A 24852-nucleotide genomic window follows, 5' to 3' on the forward strand; every position below is an offset into this window, starting at 1 on the left:
GGGCGTCAGTGTCGACCCTCGGCGAGTTCCTCCACGAGTTTCGCGCAGAACGCCGGCAGGTCGTCCGGCTTGCGGCTGGTCACCAGCCCGTTGTCGACGTGACACTCCTCGTCGACCCAGTGCGCTCCGGCGTTCGCCAGGTCGGTACGCAGGCTCGGCCACGAGGTGAGGGTGCGCCCCTTGACCACGTCCGCGTCGATCAGCGTCCACGGTGCGTGGCAGATCGCGCCGACCGGCTTGCCGGCCTCGAAGAAGGCCCGGACGAAGCGCACGGCGTCGGGGTCGGCCCGCAGGGCGTCCGGGTTCGCCACCCCACCGGGCAGCACCAGGCCGTCGTACGCGTCGGGGTCGGCGGCTCCGGCGGTGACGTCCACGTCGTACGTCCGGGCCTTGTCCAGGTGGTTGAACGCCTGGATCGAGCCGGAGTCGAGGGAAACCAGCTCGGCCCGGCCGCCGGCCGCCTCGACCGCCTGCCGAGGCTGGGTGTACTCGACCTCCTCCACGCCGTCGGTGGCCAGAAACGCGATGCGCTTGCCCTGCAACGTCGCGGTCATCTCGGTTTCTCCTCTCCTCCACGGGGGTGCGGAATGCGGCGACATGCCGAATAGGCGGCACCTGAAAACTCACATTCCCGGTACGGCAGGGACCAAACACCCCGGGGCGCCAGCAGCCCCGCCATCGCGCCACGGCCCCGCCGGGGCCAGGTTTGGCCGGCGCGGCACCGGGGACCCGCAGCGGCATGGCGACAGACGCAGCGGAACAGCGCCGCCTGGCCGCAGTGGTGGAGAACTGGCTCGGACGCGGCGTACTGGTGGTCGGCGACGCGATGTTGGACGAGTGGCGGTTCGCCGAGTCGGATCGACTCTGCCGGGAGGCGCCGGCACCGGTGCTGACCCTGCGCCGCCGGCTCTGCGCGGCCGGCGGTGCCGCCAACACCGCCGTCAACCTCACCGCGCTGGGCGGCCGGGCCACCCTGGTCGCACCGGTCGGTGCCGACGTCGCCGGTGACGAACTGCACGACTGCCTCGACCGGGCCGGCGTCTGGGACCGGACCATCAGTCAACCCGGTCGCCCCACCCCCGTGAAGCGGCGGCTGCTCGCCGCCGACCAGATCCTGCTGCGGGAGGACGAGGGCGACGCCGACGAGACCCTGCCCGACGACGGCGTACGCCGGATGCTGAGCGCGCTCGCGCACGCCACCGAGGAACTACGCGCGGACCAGGACGGTCAACCGCCGACGCTGGTGGTCTGCGACTACGGACTGGGCGCGCTGCCCGAGGCGGTGCGCGGCTGGCTGGTGGAGCATCGCGACCACTTCGCGACGGTGGCCCTGGACGCCCACGATCTCGCCCACTGGCGCGGGCTGGCGCCGACCGTGGTGACCCCGAGCTTCGCCGAGGCGACCCGGCTGCTCAGCGGGCCGACTCCGGGCGGTGACCGGACCCGGCGGTCGTCGGCGGTCGCCGGTACCCGGGTGAGCGTCGCCGAGGACGGCACGACCAGTTCCACCGGCGGACGGGAGGTCCAGGCGGCCAGCGCCGGAAATGACGACGACAACGGCGACTCCGGCGGCGACCGGACCGGACCGTCCACGTCCGACGGTGGATCGTCGGGCACCGACGGTGGTCCCGGCGGCGGCGACGGCATCTCGGTGACCAGTGACGAGATCGGGGTGGCCGGCGACGACATCGTGGTGGCCGGCGACGAGACGTCGAGCGCCGCCGGAGGGCGACCCGTCGCCGACGGGGGCGCCAGCCGGGCGGTCGTCGCACAGGCCCGGCTCGCCGAGTTGCGGGAGCGTACCGGCGCCGACGTGGTGGCGGTCACCCTGGACACCGAGGGTGCCGTGGTGGGGGGTGCCGACGGCCGGTCCCGCCGCAGCCACGCCACACCGGTGCCGGCCAGTTACGCCGTCGGCGCCGGTGACGCGTACCTGGCGGCCATGACCCTGGCCCTGGCCGCCGAGGCGCCGCTGCCCACCGCCGCCCAGCTCGCCCAGTTGGCCGCGACCACCACGGTCTCGGACACCGGCACCTGCGTCTGCCTGCGCGAGGACCTGCTCGCCGCGCTGGGTCCGATCGAGGACGACCGGCCCCGGATCGTGCTCGACCAGGACGCCCTGACCGAACTCGTCGCCCGGCACCGGGCCGAGGGACGCAGCATCGTCTTCACCAACGGATGCTTCGACGTGCTGCACCGGGGGCACGTCCGCTATCTCGACCAGGCTCGCGGCCTCGGCGACCTGCTGGTGGTCGCGGTCAACTCCGACGACAGCGTGCGTCGGGTCAAGGGCACGGACCGACCGGTGAATCCGGTGGAGGACCGGGTGGCGGTGCTCGCCGCGCTGTCCTGCGTGGACCACGTGGTGATCTTCGAGGAGGACTCGCCGTCCGCGCTCATCGAGGCCGTCCGCCCCGACCTGTACGTCAAGGGCGGCGACTACCCGCCGGAGATGGTTCCGGAGGCACCCCTGGTACGCCGGCTGGGTGGAGAGGTGCGGACCCTCGGTTACGTACCGGACCGGTCCACCTCGGCCGTCATCGACCGGATCCGGTCGCACGGCGACGACCGGCGCCCGGCGCTCTCCGACGACGCCGGGCACGCCGCGCCGGCCGGTCCGACCGGTGCCCCCGATTCGGGCGACACCGCCGGTACGGCGGACGCCGAGGCGGTGTCGGCGCCGAGCCGCCGGGCGTGAACCGGCCGCAGGACCGGATCAGCCGGCCCCTCGACCCGGGCAACCGGGACGACTTCCGGGCACCGAGACTGCTGGACGTGCTCGTCCCGACCCGTGACCGGCCCGCCGAACTGGCGGTCACCCTTGCCGGCCTGGCCGCACAGCAGCGGGGCGGCACCGCCGGGTTCGGGGTGGTGGTCAGCGACCAGTCCGACGACGGGCCCGGCTGGGCCGAACCGGCGGCGGCGGCGATGGTCCGGGTGCTCCGGCACCGGGGGCATCCGGTCCTGCTGACCCGGCGGCTCCCCCGGCGCGGCCTGGCCGAACACCGGGCGTACCTGCTCGACGCCTCCGCCGCCCGGTACGTGCTCTTCCTCGACGACGACGTCTGGCTCGAGCCGGGCACCATCGACCGGCTGCTCACCGCGATCGGAGAACTGGACTGCGGTTTCGTCGGCAACGCGGTACACGGGCTGTCCTATCTGGACGACGTCCGGCCGGAGACCCACCGCCACTACGCCGAGTGGCCGGGCCCGCCGACTCCGGAGCTGCCCCGCCCCGGCACACCGGAGTGGGACCGGGCACAGATCCACTCGGCCGCCAACCTGCTGCACGTCACCGCGGCCCGTCGGCTGCCGCCGGGGCAGTGGCGGGCGTACAAGGTCTCCTGGATCGGCGGTTGTGTGCTCTACGACCGGTCCCGGCTGCGCGCCGCCGGCGGATTCGACTTCTGGCACCGGCTCGACCCGGGCCACCAGGGCGAGGACGTGGCCGCCCAACTCGCGGTGATGAGTCGGTACGCCGGAGCCGGAGTGCTGCCCAGCGGCGCGTACCACCTGGAGGCGCCGACCACGGTCACCGAGCGGACCGTGGAGGCGTGGGAGGCCGTGCTCGCGGACGGCTCCGCCACCGGACCGTCCGCCGACCGGTCGCCACCACCGCAGCCCGGCTGAGCCACCGGGCGGCCCGGTTTTCAGGCGAGCGGGAGGGTGGCCAGGACGTGCTCCCGGTGCCGGCCGTTGGTGGCCAGCAGCCGTACCCCGAGCTTCGCCGCCACCTGCCCCGGGGTGTACGGGGCACTGCTCGGCAGGCCGATCCGTACGGTCGTCGTCGCGGTGACCCGCCCCTGGGCGGTACGCCGCAACGCGTACGCCGTGCAGGTGAAACTGGCCCCCGGTGCGCAGAGGCCGATCAGGCGTACCTGGTCTGCCGCCGCACGCGGGGTGAAGCAGGCCTGACGTACCTGGCCGACGGACCAGTCACGCCAGCTCTCCTGTGCGTGGTACCGGCTGCCGCTCACCGCGCCCCGGTCGGCGCCGATCGCGACGAACAGGGCGTGGTACAGCTCCGGCGTGTCCAGCACCGTGCTCGGATATCCGGCTTCGGCGAGGTCGCTCCTCAGCCGCTGGGCGGCACTCGCCGCCGCCCGCCGACCGCCGGCCGCACCACCGCCCCTGGCCAGCGCGGGCCATGGCGCGTCGGCGTACCGGTACCGGAGGGCCAGCCAGTACACCCGGACCGGCGCCGGACCGACCGGCGCGGCCCACCCCACCAGCCGGGCTCCGCTGACCGGATTGTCGGCCCGGTCGAACGCCCGGTGCAGCGCCGACACCAGCATCGCCGGGTCGGGCTGCGCGGTCGGCGCGATCTGGACGACCGCGGTGTACCCGGTCTCGTCGCCGACCGCCGCGACACCGGCCCGGTTTCCCAACCGGTCGGTCTGGGTCTGCACGAGCAGCCGGGGCGCGAGGCTGTGCACGGCGGTCGGGGCCGGCTGGTCGGCAGCGCCGCGGCGGCGGCGCCGGTACCGGTACCGGACGAATATCGCCGCCCACTGGTAGGCGCAGTGACCGCCGATCCGGACCGAGGTCGCGGCGAGGAGCAGGGCGGCGAACGCCAGCACCAGGCCCGTCGGCAGGGCGAGCCGGAACCCGGTCGCGAGGACGGCCAGCACGGCCAACTGCCAGATCGCCACCCGGCCGACGCCGACCGGTAGCAGCCAGCCGACCCGGGTGCCGAAGCGCGGCCTCGGGGTGGATCGGTGGGTTTCGTCGGTGCCGGGTCGGATCGGAACAGCTGTGACTGTCATCGGTGCACACCGCCAAGCGCACGACTTCGCCGGACAGGACGGAAAGCGATGAACACTCGGTATTATCGCCGTTGCCTGACGTTTCGCCAACAGTGTGCGGGAGTCGTCGAGTGTGGACGCAGAAGGACCGAATCCAGGCCTACCAGTTCCTTCGCCGTCGGCTGGTATCCGCCCTGGTTTCGGCTGACGCGGACCATCCGGTCTCGCCGTCCAAGCGCCTCCTGCTCGGCACCGCGCTCGGGCTCGCGGTCGCGCTCCTGGTCTCCGCGGTGTTCGGCGTCATCGGGCTGCTCGCACCCACCCGGGCGCAGGCGTGGCGCCAGGGTGGGCAGGTGATCGTGGAGAAGGAGACCGGGGCCCGGTTCGTCCTCGGCGAGGACGACGCGCTGCATCCGGTACTCAACTACGCGTCGGCCCGGCTCCTCGCGGGCGGCGACGGCACCAAGACGGTGACGGTACCGGCGAAGGCGCTGCGCGGCGTCCCCCGAGGTGCCGGGGTCGGTATCGCCGGTGCCCCGGACTCGCTACCACCGGCAGGCCGCCTGCTCACCGGCCCGTGGACCAGATGCACGCGGCAGTCGCCGGACCGCCCGGCCCGGGACGCGCCGATCTCCACCGTCCTGCTGGGCCAGCAACCGGGCGGGGCGGAGCTACGGCCGGGCCAGGCACTCATGGCGCTGCTGCCCTCGGGGGAGCGGTTCCTGATCATCGACGCGCAGCGGCACCGGGTGCCGGATCAAACCGCAGTGGTCGCGCTCGGCTTCGCCTCGGCCGACACCGTCCAGGTGGCCCCGGCCTGGCTGAACACCATTCCGGCCGGCCGCGACCTGCGTACCTTCGCCGTCAGCGGCACCGGGCGGCCCGGCCCGACGGTCGGCACGGTCCGGACCAGGGTGGGGCAGGTGCTGACCACCGGCGCGGAGGAGCTCTACCTGGTGCACGCGGACGGTCTCGCCGTGGTCACCGACACCGAGGCCCGGCTGGTGCTCGGCTCCCCGGAGAGCGCGGCCGCGTACCCGGGCTCGCTGCCCCGGCCACTGCCGGTGGCCGCGCCGGACGTCGCCGCCGCGCCCCGCTCGCCGGTCAGGGCCGACGGGTACCCCAAGCGCCGGCCGGAGCCGGTGCCGATCGGGCCGACCACGACCGTGTGCGTGAACGGCACCCGGATCACCCTCGACGACGGCCTTCCGCTGGACGGCGCGAAGCCGATCACGACGTCGGGCTCGACGTCCGGCGCGGTCGCCACCGAGGTGTACGTACCCGGCGGTGCCGGCGCGGTGGTCGCCGAGGAACCGGCGCCGGGCGCGCCGTCCGGGACCGTCTACGTCATCACCGACACCGGCACGAAGTATCCGGTCGTCAACGACGGCGTGATCAAGTCGCTCGGATACGGAGCGGTACGCCCGCACGGCGTGCCGGCCCCGGTGCTCGCGATGTTCCCGACCGGAGCCACCCTCGATCCGGCCGAGGCGAGCAGAACGACGCCGCGCTGATGGGGTCGGTCGAGCGGGGGCTGCTGCGGCAGGGGCTGCGCTACGCCCTGTGGCTCCGGCTCGTCGTGGTCGCCACCGCGAGTTTCGCGGCGCTGCTGCTCGGTACCGCCCGGGAGCCGGTCCCGGCCGCCGTGATGGTGCTGCTGGTCAACGCCTGGAACGTCTACTACGCCGTCCGCAGGCTGCGCGGCGCCCCCCGCTGGCTGGTGCCCGCCGACGTGACGGTGGTGTGTGCGGTCTGCCTGCTCCAGGTCTGGCCGGCACCCCCCGACGGAGGTTCCGAGAGCACGATCTGGGTCTCGGCCGCCGCGGCGATCATCATGGTGACCTATCCGTGGCAGGTCGGCACCCGCGCGCTCGCCATCGCGACCGTCGCGGTCATGACGGCCGACATCGGCGGTGCGGCGATCGCCAATCCGGACGGCTGGCTCGCGGGCCTGGGGTTGGCCTCCATTCCGATCCGGTTGTGGATGGTGGCCGAGGTCGCGCTCTCCTGGGGCCTGTACCGCCTGGTCCGGCGGAGCGCACGCGCCGCCGACCGGCTGGTGGCGCGGGGCGAGCGACTCCGCCGGGACGCCGCGATCGCCGCGGCCCGGCGGGATGACGAACGCGAGTACCTGGCCGCGCTGCACGACACCTCCTCGGCCACCCTGCTGATGGTCGGGGCCGGGGTGGCCGCCGGACGCGAGCGGTGGCTCGCCGACCAGGCGTCCCGGGACCTCGAGGTGATCAGCGGGCCGGCGGTGGTGTCCCAACGCGAGGTGGATCTGGTCGGCATGCTGCGGGAGGTGGTCCGGCACACGCCGCTGCGGGTGCGCTGGCGGGGCCCGGCGGCGGTGCCGATGCGCGCGGTGGACGCGGTGATGTTGTCCCACGGCACCCGCGAGGCGCTGACCAACGTGGTCCGGCACGCGGAAACCGATGCGGCGGAGGTCGCCGTCTCGGTGGTCGGCGGCCCGGCGGGAACGGTGGTGGTGGAGGTGATCGACTCCGGCCGGGGCTTCGTGCCCGACCAGGTCCCCGACCACCGGTACGGCGTCGCGCGGTCCGTCGTGGAACGGATGGCCCGGATCGGTGGGCGCGCGACGATCGACAGCAGCCCCGACCTGGGCACCACGGTACGGATGGAGTGTCCCCGTACCCCACCGGAATCCGACGACGACAACGTCGAGATCATCGCCACCCGGTTCCAGCGGGGCCTGCTCTGGGCGACCGTGGCGATCAACCTGGTCATCCTGCTCCTGCTCGACCTGCCGAAACTGCTGGCGAGCCACGAGGTGTACCGGTCGGTCGCCGCGCAGTACCTGGCGATGGGCGGGTTCGTGGTGCTGACGTTGGTCGTCGCGACCGGCCTGTGGCGGGGACGCGGGATCGGCAGGTGGCGGTGGCCCCTGCTGGCCCTGGTGTTCGTCCTGTCCGCGGTCGCCACCGCCGCGGTGCCGCCGGAGCACCGACTCGGGTACGCGCACTGGTCGGAGGGGAACGCGGGCTGGACGGTCGTGCTCCTGCTGCTCGACACCAGGCCGCTGATCTTCATGGGGGTGCTCGGCGCCCACTACCTGATGACCTTCGCCCAGACGGTGATCGGCGGGGACGCCGCGATCTCGTTCGCGGCGTCGGTGAACGCGACCGTGATCGTCCTGGCCTTCCAGCTCGGGGTCGGCATGATCGCGATCGTGTTGCGTCAGCTCGCCGTCTCCTCGGCCCGGGTCGCGCGGGCGGAGGAGGAGGTGCGGACCACCGAGGCGGTCGCCGCCCAACTGGCCCAGGACCGCCGGGAACGCTACGCGGAACTCGCGGAGACGACCGTACCGCTGCTGTCCGGCCTGGCCAGCGGCGAGTTGGATCCCGGCGCCGAGTCGGTACGCCGGTCCTGCGCCGTGGAGGCGGCCAAGATGCGTCGGCTGTTCGCCGAGGACGCCACCGTGCCCGATCCGCTGCTGCACGAGTTGCGGGCGTGCATCGAGCTGGCCGAGCGCAACGGGGTCTCGGTGGCGTTCGCGGAGTTCGGTGAGCGCCCGACGATTCCCACCCAGGTACGGCGGCGGCTGACCGAGGCCCCGCTCTGGGCGCTGGCGACCGCCCGGGGGAAGGTACGGCTGACCGTGGTCGGCGCGGACGAAACGGTGACGGTCAGCGTCGTCACCGGCCGCCCGCCGGAGATCGACTCGTTCCCCGACAGCGACGGCGTGCACACGTCCGCCACTGTGGACGGGAACCGCCTGTGGATCCAGTCGAGTTGGCAGGGGAACTCATGATCTCGGTCGTGGTCGTTGACGATCATCCAGTGGTGATCGCGGGGGTGCGGGCCTGGTGTTCCCTCGCCGACCCACCGATCGAGGTGCTCGACGCCGGACCGACGGTCGCCACCGCCTGGTTGCCGCCGGGCAACGAGGCCGACGTCGTGGTGTTCGACCTGCAACTCGACCTCACCGGCCCGGCGTACGGCGACCTCAAGCGGTTGGTGGACGCCGGCCGCCAGGTAGTCGTCTACAGCATGCGGGCGGACCGCGAGACCGTACTGAACTGTCTGGACATCGGGGCGTTCACCTACCTGACGAAGGCGGAGGGCGAGGACCACCTGGTCGCCGCCACCCAGGCCGCGGCGCAGAACGTGCCGTACCTGCCGCCGATGCTCTCCGGCGCGTTCGGCACCGACAACCGGCCGGACCGGCCGAAGCTGTCGCCCCGGGAGACCGAGGTGCTGCTCGAATGGTTCCGCAGCGAGTCGAAGGAGATGGTCGCCAAGCGGCTCAACCTGACCGTACGCCGGGTCAACGCCTGCCTGGAGCGGGCCCGGATCAAGTACGCGAACGTCGGCCGTCCGGCGCCGACGAAGGCCGCGCTGGTCGCCCGGGCCATCCAGGACGGCCTGGTCCGGGCCGACGAACTCTGAATCCGACGGGTCGGCGGGAACGTGCCGCCGGCATGGTGGACGAACAACCATCACCGTCCTCACCACCCCGCCGATACATTCGAGCCTGCCAAGGTACGGACCACACGGGAAGCGCTCTCCCGGGCGTGTTGTGGGAAGGGGTGCGGGGTGGCAGCAGCGGTCATCACGGTCGGGATCATCGAGGACCATCCGCTCTACCGGACCGCCGTGGCCGGGCTCCTCGACGCGGCACCGGACTTCGACCTGTGCACGGTCGCCGGATCCGTCGCCGAGTTCGCCACCACCCGACAGTGCCCGAACTGTCTGGTGCTGCTGGACATGGGACTGCCGGGGATCCGGGGCGCGGCGGCGGTGCGCGCCGTGACCGGGCTCGGCCACCGGGTGCTGGTGCTCTCGGCCGAGACCGGCCGACCCGAGGTGCGCGGGGCGATGGCCGCCGGTGCGGCAGGCTACCTCTCCAAGAGCGCCGATGCCGACGAGATCCTCCGAGGGCTCCGACAGGTCGCCGCCGGGCACCGGTACGCCTCCGCGACGCTGGCGCCGGTGCTGGCCAACGACCGGGTCGGCCAGAGCGCCCATCCCGAGCTGTCCGACCGGGAGATCGACGTGCTGTCGTGGCTGGCCGCCGGGGAGCGGGACGAGGACATCGCGCGGACGCTGAAGATCAGCGTACGCACCGTGCGGTCCTATCTGGACCGGATCAGGGACAAGACCGGGCTGCGTCGACGCTCCGCGCTCACCCGGTACGCCATCGAGCACGGCGTCGCCGACTTCGGCGCCACCAGCGGCAGACTCTCCGCCTGAGCCGGGAAGCCGGACATGAGCAGCCACCGTCGTCGGATCGCGCTGGCGGTCGCGCTCGGAATGCTGTCGCCGGTGTACGCCCCCGCCGTACCGGCCGGCGCGGCGGCCCAGTGCGCGACCCCGGCCGGGGTGTACCGGGACGCCGCCGGCTGGGCGCAGCGGATCACCGACTCGTCGCCGATCTGGCCCCTCACCGACGGCACCGGGCAACTGCTCGCGGTGCTCGGCACCGGGGTCGACGCGGACAACGGACAGTTCCGCCGTGGACAGGTGGTGACGGGCTCGGACACCACGGACTGCGACGGTCGCGGCACCTTCGCCGCCGGCATCGTCGCCGCCGCGCCGGATCCGGCCACCACGTTCAGCGGAATGGCACCGGGAACCAAAATCCTCGGCATCCGCTACACCCAGTCGACCGATGGTGGCACCGGCGCCGACGAACCCGCTCCGGGCGCGCTGGCCGAGGCGATCGACCAGGCCGTGGACGCCGGGGCGGACGTGATCCTGGTGGTCGTACCCACCTCCCGGACCAGCCGGGCACTGGACGCCTCGGTACGCGACGCCGTCGCCCGGGGCGTGGTCGTGGTCTCGCCGGCGGTGGCCGACCGGCCGGGCACCCTGTCATACCCGACCAGCCTGCCGGGGGTGATCGGGGTCGGCGCGCACAACCAGGCCGGTGCGCCGGTGCAGGGCGAGGCCGGTGACCACCTGTGGATCGCGGCACCGGGCGAGGGTCTGGTCAGCACGGCGGCGGGGGCGCGCGGCAGGATCGGCCAGCGCTGGGACGTCGACGACCCGGCCTACGCCGCCGCGTACGTCGCCGGGGCCGCCGTGCTGATTCACGCGTACCGCCCATCGTCGACTCCCGCCCAGGTGCGGGACCGGCTCGCCGCGACGGCGAACCGACCGCCGAGTGGAAAGCGTGATCCCCGACTCGGCTGGGGCGTGCTGGACGTCCGGGCCGCGGTGACCGCCGAACTTCCCGGCGCGACGGCGTCCGGCCGGCCCGCCGAGGTGGCGGCACCGGCGGTGGTGGTGGCGGCCGGGCCAGCCGATCCGCCGGCCCGGCAGCGCCTGCCGGGACTGCTCGCCCTGCTCGGCCTGTTCGGCGCCGTGCTGTCGATGCTGACCGTGACCGTGATCCGGCGGGGCCGGGCCCGGGGTTGGCGTCCCTGACCTGCGCCTCGGCGGGGTGCACCCGCCGGATCGTCAGGGCGCCAACGGGAAGATCCTGGCCTCGGCATCCCCCCGGAGGGCCGGCGTCAGCTCCGTGAGCCACTCGGCGCGGGAACTCAGCAGGTAGTCGTAGCGCCAGTCCGGGCCCATCGTCATGCCGAGATAGCTCCCCCGGTCCGAGTACCAGAATTCCGTCTCCACCCTGGCGAGTTCGAGCAGGTTCGCGTCCGTCGGCGGCTTGTTGAGCAGCTCGCGTACGTCCTTGTCGTAATGGTCGCCGATCTCGCCGGACTGGAAGTTGCCCAGCCACATGACCTTCTCGACCTGGTTCCGGGCGACGGCGGCGACGCTGATCGGGTTCTCCTTCTCGATCCCCTTCAGTACGGCGAGAGCCTTGTCCCGCTGGCCGATCGGTTCCGCCGTCGTCTGGGCGAGCTTCTCGTTCTGCTCCTGCTGCTTCTTGCTGTTGGCGTCGTCGTAGCCACGGGTCCCGGTGCTGGTGGCCCGCATGCCACCGATGATCCCGTCGAGTTGGGTGGCCGCAGTGGCCAACTGCCGGGCACTCTCGGCGACGTTGCTGGCGTGGCTGGTGGCAGCCGTCTGGGACCCCGGGACCCGCCCGAGCGACTCGGCCGGCACCGAGCGGGCCGTCAGGGTCTGGCGGGTCTCGCCGAGCGCGGTGACCTGGTCCGGCAGTGCCTTGGTCGCGGCGTCGAGCGCGTCGAACTGCACCTGGAAACGCTGACCGGCGGCGGAGCTTGCCTCGGGAACGTCCATGACACACCTTCCTAGTACGGAAACTCCATCGGCAGCTGCCGCTCGTCCGGCGGATCCTCGCCGAGTACCGGCGGGGTGATGATCACCGACTCGCCCCAGACGTCCTCGGTCTCGGTCAGCCAGGGCGGAGTCCGGCGGGATCCGCCCATGTCCCCGCCGGTGGGTGCGAACGGCATGAACGGCATCATCGGCATCATTCCGGCGCCCATCCCGGCCGCGCCGGTGGCGGCGCGGAGAGCCGCGGCCGACTGCCCGACCGCCGACCCGGCTCCGGTCAGGCCGCTGTGGGCCGCCGGAGCGACCGGCTGGCTGGACCCGCCGACACCGCCACCGACCCCCGTCGCGCCGCCACCACCGAGCCCACCCAGGCCGCTGGAGGCCGTGTCGACGTCGGCCTGTTCGTCAGCGGAGGAGGTGCTCGTGGCCGTGTCGGCGTCCTTGTTCTTCGCCCAGCCGGGCACCGGCGGCACGATTCGCGCGCCCAGCCGCCCGGCGGTGGCGGCGGCGGCAGCGGCGACTCCGGCGGTGAACATGGTGCCGAAGACGGGCTTGCCGGTGCCGTCCTCCGGGTCGGTCCCGGCGTCCGTCTGCTCCCACCCCGACGCGTCGTCCCCCTCGGCCGGCATTCCCGTGGCTTCCGGCGGAACCGGAATGCCACCCTCGGCCAACTGGTACGCGACGGCCAACTCGTTCATCACCGCCACCGCCCTGGCGTGGGCCGCGCCGGACGCCTGCACCGCCTGCTGGTACCGGGCCAGTTCGGTCGCCGCGTCGGACTGGCGCTGCCGCAACTGCGCGACCTCCTGGGTGGACGCCAGCGGGTCCACCGTCTGCGGGGTGGTCGCCAGGAACACCGTCAGGGCGGACACCTCCGGCACCTCGACCGGGACCGGCATCCAGGCCTTCGCCCTCACCAGCGCGTCACCGGCGTCGTGCGCCGCGTCGCGGATGGCGAACGCGGCGTCCCCGATCCTCCGCAGCCCGGTGCTCAGATCACTGATCATCAGCTGGTACTGCTCGGCGGCGCCGCCCTGCCACTGCTGCCGGAACCGGGCGAGCTTGATCTCAAGATTGCTGGCCTGCTCGTGCAGCCGGGCGCCGACGCCGTCCCAGGAGTCCGCGATCGCGCGGGTGGTGGCCTCGTCGCCGTAGTGCAGCATCTGGTAGAGCTGCCCGTGGCTGTAGCGGGAGAAGTCGGTCCTCGGGCCCATCTGCTCAGGCCCTCTCGACACCGGTCCCGATGATCGGCCCGGTCAGACCGGTCACCGTTCCGGTTACCGTTCCGGTCACGGCGGAGGTCATCCCAACGACACTGTTGACCGCATTCGCCACCGTGCTGTCGTAGTTCTGGTAGGCGTCGTTGACCATCACGGTCACCTCTTTCGCGAAGTCGATCGCGTCGCGCGCCTGTGTGACGAGGGTCTGCAGGTCCGTGCGGGCGACATCGTGCCGCTGACCGAGGGACTGCGCCTCGCCGAAGGCGCCGAGCCGAAGTTCGCGTTCGGTGAGGGCGGTCAACTGGCCGAGTGGCTGGGCCATCCCGGTCAGTTGGGCCGCCAACTCCTCGGCGAACTCGGTCAGTGAGCGCAGCTCCACCGCAAAGGATTCGCCGGTCATCAGTGCTCTCTAGCCGATCTGGAACTGATTGCCGAGCGAGTTGTCCAGTTGGGCAGCCTCTGCCGCCGAGTTGTTGAGCAGATTGCCCAGGTTCTGGATGATCGTGCTCATCTCGGCGAGCGCCGCCCGCAGATTCTGCTCCGCGGCCTGTGCCTGGGCGCCCGAGGAACTGCCGGAGTTGTACCAGGACTCCCGTACCGGACTCAGCGCCCGGTCCAGGTCGCCGAGCACCCCGTTGATCGCCCCGGCCGAGTTGACCAACTGGCTACCGGCCGCGCTGACCGCGCCGAAGTTCACCGCCACGGTGCCGCTGGACAACCCGCCGCCGAATGCCGTCATGATCGTTGTCTCCCCTCGACCCGGCCGGTCAGCCGTTGAGGCCGCTGACGATGGCGCCCGAACTGCCCGCGCTCACCTGGTTGATCTTGCTCGTACGCTCTTCGTCCTGCTGCGTGTGCGTACCCATGACGCTCCGGAAGCCCTGCGCGATCTCGGCGAGCGCGAGGTTGGCCTTCTGGATCTTCTCGTTCAGCAGCATCCGGTTCTGGTCGAAGGCGAGCCGGGCGCTCCCGTTGAAGGCCTGCGCGGCACCGACCGTGCTGTTCACGTTGTCGTCGAGCGTCTTCATCAACGCCCTGATGCTGTCGGCCGTGCCCTCGAAGTCGGTGGCCGCCTTCGCCATCACCGACTGGTCGACTAGAAACCCTTGGGAAGCCATAATGCGCCCTCCTTTCCGCCTTCCACGTTATGGCCGGACGACGGAGTCCCCCACGGCACTTTTACCCACACCGGCTACCCGACCGGCGGCGTCCAGGCGACCTGGACCAGCATCGGGCCGGTACGCCGACGTACCAGCGTGCCGCGCCCGGCCGGCTGCGGGCCGGGCTTGACGTCGCCGATCAGCGTGCCCTCGTCCTTGCTCCCGGACATCACCAGCCCCGGCGAGCCGAGTTCCCTGATCCGCTGGAGGACCGGGTCGAACATCGCCCGGGCCGCGCCGCCACTGCCCCGGGCGATCACCAGGTGCAGGCCGATGTCCCGGGCGTGCGGCAGGTACTCCAGCAGCGGCTGCAACGGATGGGTGAGCTTTCCCGGTGTGGCGACCAGTTCGTAGTCGTCGATCAGCAGGAACAGTTCCCGGCCCTGCCACCAGTCCCGGCGGCGCAGCTGGTCCGGGGTGATGTCCGGGCCGGGCAGCCGGTCCCGCATCGCCGTCGCCACCTGGCCGACGATGTCCAGCAGGGCCGGCTCGGAACTGGCGTACCCGAGCAGGTGCTCCGGGCCGACCAGGCCGAGCAGGCCGCGCCGGTAGTCCGCGATGATGATCCGGGCCTGCGCGGGGGTGTAGCGGCGGGTGACGCCCTGCGCGATGGTCCGCAGCAACCCGCTCTTGCCGCTCTCGACGTCGGCGAAGGCGAGGAAGTGCGGCTCCGCGTCGAAATCGAGGCTGACCGGTCGGAGGTCGGCCTCGGCGAGGCCGAGCGGGATCCCGCGCCCCGGGAGGTCGAACTCCCCGGCGAGGCTGTCCAGCGGCACCATCCGGGGCAGCAGCCGTACCGCCGGGGCCGGCGGGCCGGGCCAGGCGGCGCCGACCCGGGTGACCAGGTCCGCCGCTCCCACCCCGAGGGTCCCCGGGTTCTGGTCGCCGTCCACCCGGGGCAGCGGGCCCAACATCTGTAGCCGCTGCGCGGTGATCCCGCGCCCCGGGGCACCGGCCGGTACGTTGTGCGCGGCCCGACGGTCGATCATCGAGTCGCCCGGATCGCCGAGCCGCAGCTCGACCCTGGTGCCGAGGCTGTCCCGCAGCGGGGTCGGCACGTTCAGCCACCACGTCGTCGAGATCAGCACGTGGATGCCGAAACCCAGCCCACGGGTGGCGATCCTGATGATGGCGTCCTCGAGGTAGTCGTACTCCTGGCGGATCGTGGCCCAGTCGTCGACGACGAGGAAGACGTCGCCGAACTCCCGCCCGTCGCTCCCGGCGTTCCCCGCGTTCGCCGCGCGCTGCTGCCGGAAGGTGGCGACCGAGTCGATGCCCCGTTCGGCGAACGCCTGCTCCCGCTCGGCGAGCAGGGTGCCGACCTCGGCCACCACCCGTCGGCACCGCTCGACGTCGCGCCGGACGGCGTGGCCGCTGACGTGCGGTAGTCCGGCCATCGGACCGAGCGCGCCGCCGCCCATGTCCAGCAGGAAGAACTGCACCTCGCGCGGGGTGTGGGTGAGCGCGAGGGCGCCGACCACGCCACGCAGGAAGGTGCTCTTGCCGCTCTGCGGGGCCCCGATCACCAGGACGTTGCCCGCCGCCCCGGTCAGATCGAACCACAGCTCCTCCCGGCGCTGCTCGAACGGCCGGTCCACCAGGCCGACCGGCACCACGAGCCGTCCGTTGCCGGTCCAGTCCCGGGGGCAGAGCCCGCGTTCCGGGTCGACCCCGAGCGGTGGCAGCAACTGGTCGAGGGTCGGCGGCTCGTCCAGCGGCGGCAGCCAGATCTGGTGCGCGGCCGGTCCCTTCCCGGTGAGCCGGGACAGCATCGCCGTCATGGTCGTCTCGCCGGTGCCGACCGGTACCGGCGTGCCCGGGACCGCGACCGGTGGCGGAGGCGGGGGCGGAATCGCCGGTACGACCCGGGCCAGGGTGAACGGCAACACCCGGCGGCCCGGTAGCGCGATCGGACCCGGACCGGTGTCCCGGGGCGGCAGTTCGGCGGAGACGTACGCGGCCTTGAGCCGCTGCAACGTGTCGGTGTCGGTCTTCAGGTACGCCGATCCCGGCACCGCCGGAAGCTGGTACGCGTCGGGCACCCCGAGCACGGCCCGGCTCTCCGACGCGGAGAAGGTCCGCAGCCCGATCCGGTACGACAGGTGTGCCTCTAGCCCGCGCAGCCGGCCCTCCTCCAGGCGCTGCGAGGCGAGCAGCAGGTGCACCGCGAGGCTGCGGCCGAGCCGGCCGATCTGCACGAACAGGTCGATGAACTCGGGGCGGCTGGAGAGCAGTTCGCTGAACTCGTCGATGATCACCAGTAGTGCGGGCAGGGGGGCCAGCTCGGCGCCGGTCTCGCGGGCCCGTTCGTAGTCCCGGACGGACGCGAAGTTGCCGGCCGCCCGGAGCAGTTCCTGACGGCGTACCAGCTCGCCGTTGATCGCGTCCGCCATCCGGTCGACCAGCGCCAGGTCCTCGGAGAGGTTGGTGATCACCGCACAGGTGTGCGGCAGCTCGGTCATCCCGGCGAACGTCGCACCGCCCTTGAAGTCGATCAGCGCGAGGTTCAGCGTCTCCGAGGAGTGGGTGACGGCCAGACCGGTGACCAGGGTGCGCAGCAGTTCGCTCTTTCCCGAGCCGGTCGCGCCGATGACCAGTCCGTGCGGCCCCATCCCGTCCTCCGCCGACTCCTTCAGGTCGAGTTCGACCGGCCGACCCTGCGGATCGAGACCGAGCGGCACGCGCAGCCGCTGCCGGGGGGAGCGGGGCCGCCAGGTGATCGCCGGGTCGGTCTCCCTCGGGTCGCCGAGACCGAGCAGCATGGCCAGGCCGAACGTGCTCGACAGCGGGGTCTCGGCGGCCGGGGCCGCGCTCCGGAACCTCGGGGCCAGCCCCCTGGCCATGGCCTCGGCGGCGGCGGTGTCGAGCCGGTCCGGGGTGCCGAGAAAGCTGAGGCTCGCGGTCGCGGCCGAGTCGACGAGCATGCCGAGCCTGTCGTCGGCCAGGTGCAGGAACAGCACGTTCGGGACCGCCTCGGTCGGCGACGCCTCGGTGATCTCGATGATCGTGACGCCGTGCAGGCCGGTCTCCGGGGCCAGCCGGGTGGCGCCGTGGGTACGCCCGGAGTCCACCACGACCACGAGGTGCGGTACGTCGAAGCCCATGCCGGCGCGTCGGGTGAACGGCGGCCGGTTGCCGAGGTCGGCGCCGAACAGTTCGGCGAGGGCGTCGAGGTCGGACGCGACCAACCGGACCGGCCCGACCGCGTCGCTGTGCACGGTGTGCTGCGCGTGCGGCAGCCATTTGAGCCAGTCCCACTCGGCGGCGCGGTCCGGCGCCGGACAGAGCCCGATCCGGAGGTCACTGGGCGAGTGGAAGGTGGCGAGCTGGGCCAGCAGCGCGCGGACGAGATCGAGCACCCTGGCCCGAGGGCCGCTGATGCCGAGCCGGGCGAACGCGCGCAACGAGATCGCCACCGGCAGGTCGGGCACCGTCGAGTACGCGCGGATGAAGTGCCGGAGCGCGGTGGACGAGACCGGGTCGAGATCCTCCAGCGGTGCGGTCTGCGGGGAGCGCAGCGGGGTGGCCAGCCGTTGCGGGCCCATCCCGATGCGAACCTGGGCGAAGTCCGGGTCGGAGCGGCGCCGCTCCCACAGCCGGGGGCTGTCGGCGAACGTCCAGAGGTCGGCCGGGTCCAGGTGACCGAACGTCGTCGCGGCCCGCTGCCGCTCGGCCACGTCCTGGACCTTCCTGCGCAACCCGGCGAGGTAGCGCTGGTAGTCCCGGCGCTCCTCGTTGATCTTGGTCTTGGACGCCTGCCGCCCACTCGCCAGCGCCATCACGATCATGCCGACCATCACCATGACGAACAGCCCGCCGAACAGGTACGTCATCACGCCGCCGGCACGTCCGATGTAGACGAACGACATGCCGCCCATGCCCAGCATCATCGGCACCATGAACAGCAGGTGCATCATCGCCTGGGCATTGCCCTTCACCAGACCGGGCGGCGACTCCAGAACGATCTCGCCGGACGGCGCCTGGGGGGCGGCGACCCGGCGGACCCCCGGTAGCGACAGCTCGCTCATCCTCGAAGTCTGCCCAACGCCCTCCACCGGCATGGTGGGTAATTTTGCCGTCCGCGAACCCGGCCGACCGGCCCTACGCTTCCCGGGAGCGAAAGGCGCAGCTATGGACACAGGTCAGGTGACGGCGATCATCCAAGCCGGATTCATGTTGCTGGCCGAGGCGATCAAGGACGTCACGGGATCTCCCGGCGAGCTGCGGGCGAAGGCGGACGAGTGCTCCCGGTGCGCCCAGGAGACCACGTCCACCGCCAACAGCATCCGCGAGACCATCACCAGGCTGGGACAGACCTGGAACGGCCAGGCGTACGACAGGTGCAACCAGGCCTCGACGGACCTCACCGAGCAGTTGCTCAACATCCTGCGGCGCGACCTGGAGCAGGAGAGTCAACGGCTGAACAGCGCCGCCACGGCGCTGACCGAGGCGAAGAGCGCCGTCGAGCAGCAGAAGCAGAGCTTCACGTCCCAGGCGAACAACATCATCCAGACGATGATGCGGGAGATCAGCAGTGCCAGGGCACTGCCCTCGCCGAAGGACAGGATCATGATGATGATCGCGATCCTCAAGGCCGTCCAGGCCGCGCTGTCCGCCAAGCAGAGCGCGCAGTCGGCGTCGGATGCGACGAAGAACCAGCTCAGCAGCGTGTTGTCGACGCTGTTCAGCAGCACCAGCACCAGCACGTCCAACCAACTGGTCAGCACGCGCGGATGAATCCGGAGGTGCGGATGAGCGTCCGACAGGAACACGGTGCGGAGATGCCGCCGGAGATCACCCAGGCGATCGCGCAGCTGGAGCACCAGCGACGCGAGGCCGACCGGATCCGGCAGGCCATCGACCAACTGGTCGTCAAGGGGGCGTCCCGGGGCAACGAGGTGGTCGCCACCGTACGGGGCACCGGCCGGATCACCGAGGTCTCGATCGAGCCGGAGGTCCTGCGCCGCTACGACGCGTACGACGTCGGTGTGCTCGTGACCGAGGCGGTCAACAACGCCCAGGACCGGCTGGCCAAGGCGACCGAGGCACGGTTCGCGCCGTTGATCACGGCCGCCGACCGGCTCGTCTCCTCGGTGTGAGCGCGCCCTCCGCGGTCCCGCCGAACGGGTCGGTGTCCGGGCTGCGCCGGGTCACCGTGGTCGCGCCGCGCGCCCGGATGGACGTCGGGCTGCCGGTGCAGTGCACGCTGGCCGAGCTGATCCCGCAGCTCGTCCAGTTGGCCGGCGCGGCGACGCAACCGGGAACGGAGGGTACCGGCTGGGCGTTGTCCCGGATCGGTGGGCCGCCGATCCCGCCCGGGTTGACCGTCGCCGCGGCGTCGCTGACCGACGGCGAGATCCTCCAGCTCAGCGCCCGCACCGGGTACGAGACGCCACCGCTGTACGACGACGTGGTCGACGCGATCGCCAGCGCCGCCCGGACCCGGCGAGGAGCCTGGCGGCCGAGGGTGGGACGCCGGCTCGGACTGACCACGGCCTCGGCGCTGTTCGTCGGCACGACGGCGCTGGTACTCGCCGGGCTGTCCGGGCAGCCGCAGGCACCCGTCGCCGCCGGCGTGATCGCGGTGGCGCTGCTGCTCGCCGGCGGCGCGCTCGCCAGGGCGTACGGGGACGTGGCGGCGGCGAGCGCCTGTGCCGGCGCGGGGATGGTCGCCGCCGGAGTCGCCGGATTGGCCGCGTTGGCGCCACACCAGGTCTGGCCGGTCGGGGCCGGGCCGCTCGCCATCGGGCTCGGCGCGATGACGCTGTACGGGGCGCTGACGGTGGTCGTCGTGCACCGACATCCGTGGTTCGTCTCCGTCGGAGTCGCCTCGGCGGCCGGTGCCCTGGTCACCGCGAGCGTGCTGCTCTTCGGCGCGAGCCCGCCGAACGTCGCGGCGGTCGGGGTCACGCTGCTGACCGGGGCCACCGCGCTCGCCCCGATGATCTCGCTGCGCCTGGCCCGGCTGCCGCTGCCGAACGTGCCGGAGGACATGGAGTCGTTCCGCGAGGACGAGCGCCCGGCGCTCGGGTCGGAGGTGCTCGACGCGACGTCGGCGGCCGCCGGGCTGCTGACCGCGTTGGTCGCCGCGCTGGGCGTGGCGGTGGCCGGTTGCGCCGCCGTGGTGCTCGGCGAGGGTTCGGTGTGGTCGTCGATCCTGGTCGGGCTGGTCGGCGTCGCGTGGCTGCTGCGGTCCCGGTCCTACGCCGGGGCCGCGCAACGGGTCTGCATGGTCGTGGTCGGTCTGGTCGTCCTGGCGGGCCTGGGCTGGCGACTGCCGTCCCTGGTGGGCTCGACGTGGCTGTTCGCCGTGGCGGTGGTGGTCGCGTCGGCCGGCGCGCTGTGTCTGGTCTACGCCGACCGGGTGGTCCGGAACGTCCACTCGCCGTTCACCGGGCGCTGGCTGGACATCCTCGAATACCTCGTACTGATCTCACTGATCCCGGTCGCCGCCGCGATGGCCGGCGTCTACAACGCGGTACGGGACGCCGTCGGCTGACGCCTCCGCGACCCGCCGCTACCCCGGTGGCCGGGTCAGATCCGCGACCGCCTCCAGCACCTCCACCACCGGTACGTCGGTGACGAACGAGACCTGGTGTGCACAGGCGTCGCCGCCACCCCGGGCGGGATAGAGCTCCCGACTACAGTCGGCGCCGCAGACCGGGCAGTGCAGGGTCCACGAGCCGATCGGCCGGTGCCGGCCCCGCAACGGCACGGCGCAGTTGATCAGGTTGCCGACCCAGAAGATGCCCACGGTCGGGATGTCCAGCGCGGCGGCGACGTGCACCGGCCCGGTGTCGTTGGAAACCACCACCGAACAGCTCCGGTAACAGCCGATCAGACCGCCCAGCGTCAGCTCCCCGACCAGCGAACGCACCGGAAGCCGGGCCGCCGCGACCACCCGCTCGGCGAGTTCACGCTCGTCCGGCGTGCCGGTGACCAGCACCTCGTACCCGTCGGCGGCCAGGTGGTCGGCGACCTCGGCGAACCGTTCCGCCGGCCAGCGTCGGCGCGGGTCGCTCGCGCCGGGATGCAGCGCGACCCTCGGCCGGTCCGGCTCGCCGAGCACCGTCCGCGCCTCGGCCAGGTCGGCGTCGGTCGCGGCCAGCCGGGGCACCAAACCGGTCGGGCTGGCGCCCACCAGGCCGGCGACCTCCAGGTAGCGGACGATCTCCGGCTGGTAGTAGACGTACCGCAGCCAGCGGTCCAGCGGCGGGGCGTCGTCGGCGCGCAACCCGGCGGTCACCCGCGCGCCGAGGCCGGTGACCAGTGGATTGGAGTTCGCCCCGCCGCCGTGCATCTGAAGGGCGATGTCGAACCGCTCCCGGCGGGCCGCGTCGAGAAACCGGCTCATCGACTCCGCCGACGGCGCCGGCTCGTCGGGTCGGGCGGGCCGGATGCCGTGCGCGGGCGGCACCACCAGGACCCGGTCGACCGGTCCGGGCCGGTCCCGGAGCAGGCGCTCGTGCCAGGGGGCACCGATCAGCACCAGTTCGGCGTCCGGATAGCTGGCCCGCAGCGCGTCCAGGGCCGGCAGCGCGAAGATGAAGTCGCCGAGCGCGTTGGCCCGGAGTACGGCGATCCGCTCGACGTCACCGACCAGGTCGCGCACCTTGCCGATCATGAAGCGGGTGCCCCGGGCCGGTCAGCCGGTGAACCGGGGCGCCGGGGTGCCCGCGGCGGTGTCCGGACGGTGCAGTTCCCGGTCGGCGGCCGGGTCGACGATCGGTCGGGAGCCGGCGGAACTCCGGGAACGCTGGCCCGGGTCGTAACGTCGGTTGCCGATGGTGATGGTGCGGCGGCCGGGCCGGGCCGCCTTCCGCAGCGTGACGGTGAGCAGACCGTGGTCCATCACGGCGTCGATCCGGTCCGGGTCGACCGGCGCCGGCAGGTGTACCCGGTGCTCGAACGAGCGGGTCTGCGTTCCGCTGCCGGCCATTCCGTGGTCCGCGTTCACCTCCGCCTCGGACCGGGCCCGGATACACAGCTCGCGGTCGTCGAGTTCGAGCGCCACCTCCTCCGGGGCGACCCCGGGCAGCCGCGCGATCACGGTCCAGCCGTCGTCGCTCTGGTGCAGCTCGACGTCGGGCGAACTGCCCCGACCGCCCACCGCGGAGCCAACCAGCCGGCGCAACTCCGTACGCAGGGCCTGCAACTCGCCGATCGGATCCCAGCCACGGTCTCCCCCGCCACGTCCCGGCTCACCCATGGCTCTGTGTCCCCTCCTGTCCGTAGCGTGCTGTCGGCCCGGTCAACGCCGTACTGTGCTGCCGGATCGTCAACGGATGTCGCCCAACCGGCGGTCGGGCCTGGGGCGCAGCGAGCTGGAGGCGTTCAGGTCGGCGTCCGGGTCCACTCCCACGCCCAACCGGTCCACCAGTTCCCCGCCGAGCCAGGCACCGAGCCCGGCACCGGCGATCGCGACCACCTCGATCGCGACCAGCGCGCCACCGGCGGCCCGGTCGTCCGCGGCCATCCGGACCGCCCAGATCGCGGCGAAGAGCAGCAGGACGCCGATGTTGGTCGCGGCGTGCGCGACACCGACCCGCTTGGCCCTGGTCCCGGCCGGGACGGCCAGCAGGTCCACCGCGCCGGCCACCACCGCCAGCACCCCGCCGATCAGGCCGACCAGGATGTTCCAGTACGCCAGTTCGCCCAGGAAGCCCGGCCCGCCGGCGACGTCGATGATGTCGAAGATCACCGCCGCCACGAAGAGGGCGATCGGGAACATCACCAGCATCGGATGCACCGGGTGCCCCAGTACCTTGATCCGGCTCTCCATCATGGTCGCCTCCCAGGCGCGCTTCGACGCTGCTGGGTCCGGTACCCGAATTGTCCTGCCGTAAACCTCTACCACTAGCCGGGACGGGGCGAGGTCACCTGCCACCGGCCGTCGTCGCTGGTCGCGGCCCAGCCCTCGCCGCTGGCCACCCAGACCGACCCGTCGGCCTCGCCGATGGACGGCTTGCCGGGAGCGTCGACGGTCCCGCCCTTCTCGAAGTTACGGCCGCCGTCCCGGCTCAGCCAGGCGCTGAACCTGCCGTACACCTCCCAGGCACCGATCAGCAGGTGACCGTCGGCGGTGACCGTACCGACCTCGGACACGCTCCACGCGACGTCGGTCGCGAACCAGCTCTCGCCGCCGTCCTCCGTCCGGAGGACCACCGTCCGCCCCTCGCACTCGCCCAGCAGGTACGCATGCTTCGGGCCGGCGGGCACCAGGATCGGCTCGGTGGCGAATTCCGGCACCCCCGGCACCCGTACCCAGGTCCGGCCGAAGTCCTCGCTCCGGATCACCTCGGGTGTCGCCGAAGCCCCGACCGGACCGGACTCGGGGCCGGACGAGATCGCCCACAACGTGCCGTCCGGTGCCCGCCGGATCCGCCAGTCGCCCTTCGGCGCGCTGGCTGCGGCCAGTTCGTACAGCCCGCCGGTTACCGGGTTGACGAACCGGTTGTCGTCACCGGGGGCCACCCGGAGGTGCAGGGGCATGTCGTCGACGACGTACACGTTCTCGTCCTGCTGCTCCCAGGTCGCGCCGAAGTTCACGGTCCGGTACCGCACCCCGCGCACGGTCGCCACGTATACCGCCGGACCCAGCAGGGCGTACGACGTCGTGACGGGACGCCCACACTCCCGCCACGGGACCGGCCCCCGGTACGGCGACCATTCCCGGCCCGCGTCCCTGGTGACGCTGAACACCGCCCCGCACTCGCCGTACCGGACGGCGACCACGGTCCGGCTGTCCAACACGACGGTCTCGGTGAAGTAGCTGCCCGCCGATCCGGACTGGTCCGGCCCGGCCGACCAGCCGCCGAGCCCCCGCATCACCGGAACTGCGGCCACCGTGGCCAGCACCAGCACGCCGACGGCGGCAGCGGAGACGACGCGACGGCGGCGGCGGACCCGCCGGGTCGCGCGCTCGGTCAGGTCGGCCAGCGGCGGCTGGACCACCACCTCGGCCACCTCGACGGAATCGAACGGGTACGTCTGCATCACTCACTCCCGGCGCGCGCTAATTCGGCTGGTCCATCGAGGAGGGCGGCCAGTGCGGTACGGCCACGGGAGAGCCGGGACTTGACGGTGCCCACCGAGACGTCGAGGGTCCGGGCGACCTCCTCGACGGGCAGATCCACGAGGTAGTGCAGCGCGATCGCGTGCCGCTGCCCCGGAGGGAGCCGACGCATGGCGGTCATCAGCGTGACGTGTTCGGGAGAGAAGTCCGGCACCACCGGCGGGGGACCGACCCGGCGCAACAGCCGGTCCAGGGTTCGCCGCCGCCGGTACCGGGTGTGGGCCAGGTTCACCGCCACCCGACGCAGCCACGACTCCGGGTTCTCCAGCTCGCCGAAGCGATCCGGCGCGGTCAACGCTCGGACGAATGCCTCCTGTACCACCTCCTGTGCCTCGCCCAGATCGCCGGTGACGGCGTACAGATGGACGGTCAGGCGCCGGAAGCTTCCGGCGTACACCTCGGCAATCGCATCCCGATGCCCCACCAGCGGCCCCTCTCCCTCACCTCTTCCACTATCGAGGGACGTCGAAGGTTCCCGGGATCGTAAA

At 72.6% G+C, this 24852-nt stretch carries 23 protein-coding genes; 10 read left to right on the top strand and 13 right to left on the bottom strand.

The window, feature by feature from the left end:
- Positions 1-5: 5 nt before the first annotated feature.
- Positions 6-554, bottom strand: a complete 549-nt coding sequence (locus tag ACFP2T_RS20525) for a type 1 glutamine amidotransferase domain-containing protein (RefSeq protein WP_377424219.1) — start codon at positions 552-554, stop codon at positions 6-8.
- A gap of 185 nt (positions 555-739) precedes the next feature.
- Between ACFP2T_RS20525 and rfaE2 the strand changes: the two genes are divergently transcribed.
- Both rfaE2 and ACFP2T_RS20535 read left to right on the top strand, forming a co-directional pair.
- Positions 740-2698: a D-glycero-beta-D-manno-heptose 1-phosphate adenylyltransferase gene (rfaE2, locus tag ACFP2T_RS20530; protein WP_377424220.1), complete on the top strand. Its 1959-nt coding sequence runs from the start codon at positions 740-742 to the stop codon at positions 2696-2698.
- 17 nt (positions 2699-2715) lie between these two features.
- A complete protein-coding gene (locus tag ACFP2T_RS20535) occupies positions 2716-3630 on the top strand; it encodes a glycosyltransferase family 2 protein (RefSeq protein ID WP_377424509.1) in 915 nt (304 codons plus the stop codon).
- Positions 3631-3650: 20 nt separating this feature from the next.
- On the opposite strand, the gene ACFP2T_RS20540 is transcribed toward ACFP2T_RS20535, so the two are convergent.
- Positions 3651-4766 carry a type VII secretion protein EccE gene (locus tag ACFP2T_RS20540; RefSeq protein WP_377424221.1) on the bottom strand — a complete coding sequence of 372 codons (1116 nt, stop codon included), beginning with the start codon at positions 4764-4766 and terminating at the stop codon, positions 3651-3653.
- 110 nt (positions 4767-4876) lie between these two features.
- Between ACFP2T_RS20540 and eccB the strand changes: the two genes are divergently transcribed.
- From eccB to ACFP2T_RS20565, 5 genes are all read left to right on the top strand, one after another.
- Positions 4877-6259 (top strand): type VII secretion protein EccB, encoded by a 1383-nt coding sequence (gene eccB, locus ACFP2T_RS20545; protein WP_377424223.1) that lies wholly within the window; start codon positions 4877-4879, stop codon positions 6257-6259.
- On the top strand, positions 6259-8517 hold the full coding sequence (locus tag ACFP2T_RS20550) for a sensor histidine kinase (protein WP_377424224.1): 2259 nt from the start codon (positions 6259-6261) through the stop codon (positions 8515-8517). Before eccB ends, ACFP2T_RS20550 begins: the two co-directional genes overlap by 1 nt.
- 8 nt (positions 8518-8525) lie before the next feature.
- Positions 8526-9155, top strand: coding sequence for a DNA-binding response regulator (locus ACFP2T_RS20555; RefSeq protein ID WP_377424226.1), 630 nt, complete (start codon positions 8526-8528; stop codon positions 9153-9155).
- Between the two features lie 147 nt (positions 9156-9302).
- The gene (locus ACFP2T_RS20560; RefSeq protein ID WP_377424228.1) at positions 9303-9959 is read left to right on the top strand and encodes a LuxR C-terminal-related transcriptional regulator; all 657 of its coding nucleotides are present in this window, start codon (positions 9303-9305) and stop codon (positions 9957-9959) included.
- A 15-nt stretch (positions 9960-9974) separates the two neighbouring features.
- A complete protein-coding gene (locus ACFP2T_RS20565) occupies positions 9975-11135 on the top strand; it encodes a S8 family serine peptidase (protein ID WP_377424229.1) in 1161 nt (386 codons plus the stop codon).
- 33 nt (positions 11136-11168) lie between these two features.
- Here ACFP2T_RS20565 and ACFP2T_RS20570 read toward each other — a convergent pair whose 3' ends face one another.
- The 6 genes from ACFP2T_RS20570 to eccCa all read right to left on the bottom strand — a co-directional run bounded on the left by ACFP2T_RS20570 (position 11169) and on the right by eccCa (position 18317).
- Positions 11169-11912, bottom strand: a complete 744-nt coding sequence (locus tag ACFP2T_RS20570; protein WP_377424230.1) for a hypothetical protein — start codon at positions 11910-11912, stop codon at positions 11169-11171.
- An 11-nt stretch (positions 11913-11923) separates the two neighbouring features.
- Complete coding sequence (locus ACFP2T_RS20575) at positions 11924-13144, bottom strand: WXG100 family type VII secretion target (protein WP_377424231.1); 1221 nt, start codon at positions 13142-13144, stop codon at positions 11924-11926.
- Positions 13128-13529, bottom strand: coding sequence for a hypothetical protein (locus tag ACFP2T_RS20580; RefSeq protein WP_377424232.1), 402 nt, complete (start codon positions 13527-13529; stop codon positions 13128-13130). The genes ACFP2T_RS20575 and ACFP2T_RS20580 overlap by 17 nt, the downstream gene beginning before the upstream one ends.
- A gap of 9 nt (positions 13530-13538) precedes the next feature.
- The gene (locus ACFP2T_RS20585; protein WP_377424233.1) at positions 13539-13868 is read right to left on the bottom strand and encodes a WXG100 family type VII secretion target; all 330 of its coding nucleotides are present in this window, start codon (positions 13866-13868) and stop codon (positions 13539-13541) included.
- Between the two features lie 28 nt (positions 13869-13896).
- Positions 13897-14247, bottom strand: a complete 351-nt coding sequence (locus ACFP2T_RS20590; RefSeq protein WP_377424234.1) for a WXG100 family type VII secretion target — start codon at positions 14245-14247, stop codon at positions 13897-13899.
- Between the two features lie 74 nt (positions 14248-14321).
- The gene (gene eccCa / locus ACFP2T_RS20595; RefSeq protein ID WP_377424235.1) at positions 14322-18317 is read right to left on the bottom strand and encodes a type VII secretion protein EccCa; all 3996 of its coding nucleotides are present in this window, start codon (positions 18315-18317) and stop codon (positions 14322-14324) included.
- A 103-nt stretch (positions 18318-18420) separates the two neighbouring features.
- Here eccCa and ACFP2T_RS20600 point away from each other — a divergent pair, with 103 nt between their 5' ends.
- From ACFP2T_RS20600 to eccD, 3 genes are read left to right on the top strand one after another with little or no spacing between them, the layout of a single operon-like run.
- Positions 18421-19026 carry a WXG100 family type VII secretion target gene (locus ACFP2T_RS20600; RefSeq protein WP_377424237.1) on the top strand — a complete coding sequence of 202 codons (606 nt, stop codon included), beginning with the start codon at positions 18421-18423 and terminating at the stop codon, positions 19024-19026.
- Positions 19027-19040: 14 nt separating this feature from the next.
- Positions 19041-19388: a YbaB/EbfC family nucleoid-associated protein gene (locus tag ACFP2T_RS20605; RefSeq protein WP_377424238.1), complete on the top strand. Its 348-nt coding sequence runs from the start codon at positions 19041-19043 to the stop codon at positions 19386-19388.
- The gene (gene eccD, locus ACFP2T_RS20610) at positions 19385-20788 is read left to right on the top strand and encodes a type VII secretion integral membrane protein EccD (RefSeq protein WP_377424240.1); all 1404 of its coding nucleotides are present in this window, start codon (positions 19385-19387) and stop codon (positions 20786-20788) included. Before ACFP2T_RS20605 ends, eccD begins: the two co-directional genes overlap by 4 nt.
- An 18-nt stretch (positions 20789-20806) precedes the next feature.
- On the opposite strand, the gene ACFP2T_RS20615 is transcribed toward eccD, so the two are convergent.
- The 5 genes from ACFP2T_RS20615 to ACFP2T_RS20635 form a co-directional block, all read right to left on the bottom strand.
- The gene (locus ACFP2T_RS20615) at positions 20807-21913 is read right to left on the bottom strand and encodes a glycosyltransferase family 9 protein (protein WP_377424241.1); all 1107 of its coding nucleotides are present in this window, start codon (positions 21911-21913) and stop codon (positions 20807-20809) included.
- A gap of 21 nt (positions 21914-21934) precedes the next feature.
- Entirely contained in the window at positions 21935-22498 is a 564-nt protein-coding gene (locus ACFP2T_RS20620; RefSeq protein WP_377424243.1) for an Hsp20/alpha crystallin family protein, read from the bottom strand.
- 69 nt (positions 22499-22567) lie between these two features.
- On the bottom strand, positions 22568-23071 hold the full coding sequence (locus ACFP2T_RS20625) for a DUF2231 domain-containing protein (protein WP_377424510.1): 504 nt from the start codon (positions 23069-23071) through the stop codon (positions 22568-22570).
- A 74-nt stretch (positions 23072-23145) separates the two neighbouring features.
- Positions 23146-24285: a hypothetical protein gene (locus ACFP2T_RS20630; protein ID WP_377424244.1), complete on the bottom strand. Its 1140-nt coding sequence runs from the start codon at positions 24283-24285 to the stop codon at positions 23146-23148.
- Positions 24285-24788 (bottom strand): RNA polymerase sigma factor, encoded by a 504-nt coding sequence (locus tag ACFP2T_RS20635; protein ID WP_377424245.1) that lies wholly within the window; start codon positions 24786-24788, stop codon positions 24285-24287. Before ACFP2T_RS20635 ends, ACFP2T_RS20630 begins: the two co-directional genes overlap by 1 nt.
- Positions 24789-24852 lie beyond the last annotated feature (64 nt).

This window comes from Plantactinospora solaniradicis, assembly GCF_042658085.1.
GTDB classification, from domain to species: Bacteria; Actinomycetota; Actinomycetes; order Mycobacteriales; family Micromonosporaceae; genus Plantactinospora; species Plantactinospora solaniradicis.

What these genes read in the sequence shown, in the direction of transcription:
- rfaE2 (WP_377424220.1), top strand. Translation starts at nt 740, where the DNA reads ATGGCGACAGACGCAGCGGAACAGCGCCGCCTGGCCGCAGTGGTGGAG.
- ACFP2T_RS20605 (WP_377424238.1), top strand. Translation starts at nt 19,041, where the DNA reads ATGAGCGTCCGACAGGAACACGGTGCGGAGATGCCGCCGGAGATCACC.
- ACFP2T_RS20590 (WP_377424234.1), bottom strand. Translation starts at nt 14,247, where the DNA reads ATGGCTTCCCAAGGGTTTCTAGTCGACCAGTCGGTGATGGCGAAGGCG.
- ACFP2T_RS20585 (WP_377424233.1), bottom strand. Translation starts at nt 13,868, where the DNA reads ATGACGGCATTCGGCGGCGGGTTGTCCAGCGGCACCGTGGCGGTGAAC.
- ACFP2T_RS20600 (WP_377424237.1), top strand. Translation starts at nt 18,421, where the DNA reads ATGGACACAGGTCAGGTGACGGCGATCATCCAAGCCGGATTCATGTTG.
- ACFP2T_RS20550 (WP_377424224.1), top strand. Translation starts at nt 6,259, where the DNA reads ATGGGGTCGGTCGAGCGGGGGCTGCTGCGGCAGGGGCTGCGCTACGCC.
- ACFP2T_RS20625 (WP_377424510.1), bottom strand. Translation starts at nt 23,071, where the DNA reads ATGGAGAGCCGGATCAAGGTACTGGGGCACCCGGTGCATCCGATGCTG.
- ACFP2T_RS20615 (WP_377424241.1), bottom strand. Translation starts at nt 21,913, where the DNA reads ATGATCGGCAAGGTGCGCGACCTGGTCGGTGACGTCGAGCGGATCGCC.
- ACFP2T_RS20525 (WP_377424219.1), bottom strand. Translation starts at nt 554, where the DNA reads ATGACCGCGACGTTGCAGGGCAAGCGCATCGCGTTTCTGGCCACCGAC.
- ACFP2T_RS20620 (WP_377424243.1), bottom strand. Translation starts at nt 22,498, where the DNA reads ATGGGTGAGCCGGGACGTGGCGGGGGAGACCGTGGCTGGGATCCGATC.
- ACFP2T_RS20540 (WP_377424221.1), bottom strand. Translation starts at nt 4,766, where the DNA reads ATGACAGTCACAGCTGTTCCGATCCGACCCGGCACCGACGAAACCCAC.
- ACFP2T_RS20565 (WP_377424229.1), top strand. Translation starts at nt 9,975, where the DNA reads ATGAGCAGCCACCGTCGTCGGATCGCGCTGGCGGTCGCGCTCGGAATG.
- ACFP2T_RS20630 (WP_377424244.1), bottom strand. Translation starts at nt 24,285, where the DNA reads ATGCAGACGTACCCGTTCGATTCCGTCGAGGTGGCCGAGGTGGTGGTC.
- eccCa (WP_377424235.1), bottom strand. Translation starts at nt 18,317, where the DNA reads ATGAGCGAGCTGTCGCTACCGGGGGTCCGCCGGGTCGCCGCCCCCCAG.
- ACFP2T_RS20580 (WP_377424232.1), bottom strand. Translation starts at nt 13,529, where the DNA reads ATGACCGGCGAATCCTTTGCGGTGGAGCTGCGCTCACTGACCGAGTTC.
- ACFP2T_RS20570 (WP_377424230.1), bottom strand. Translation starts at nt 11,912, where the DNA reads ATGGACGTTCCCGAGGCAAGCTCCGCCGCCGGTCAGCGTTTCCAGGTG.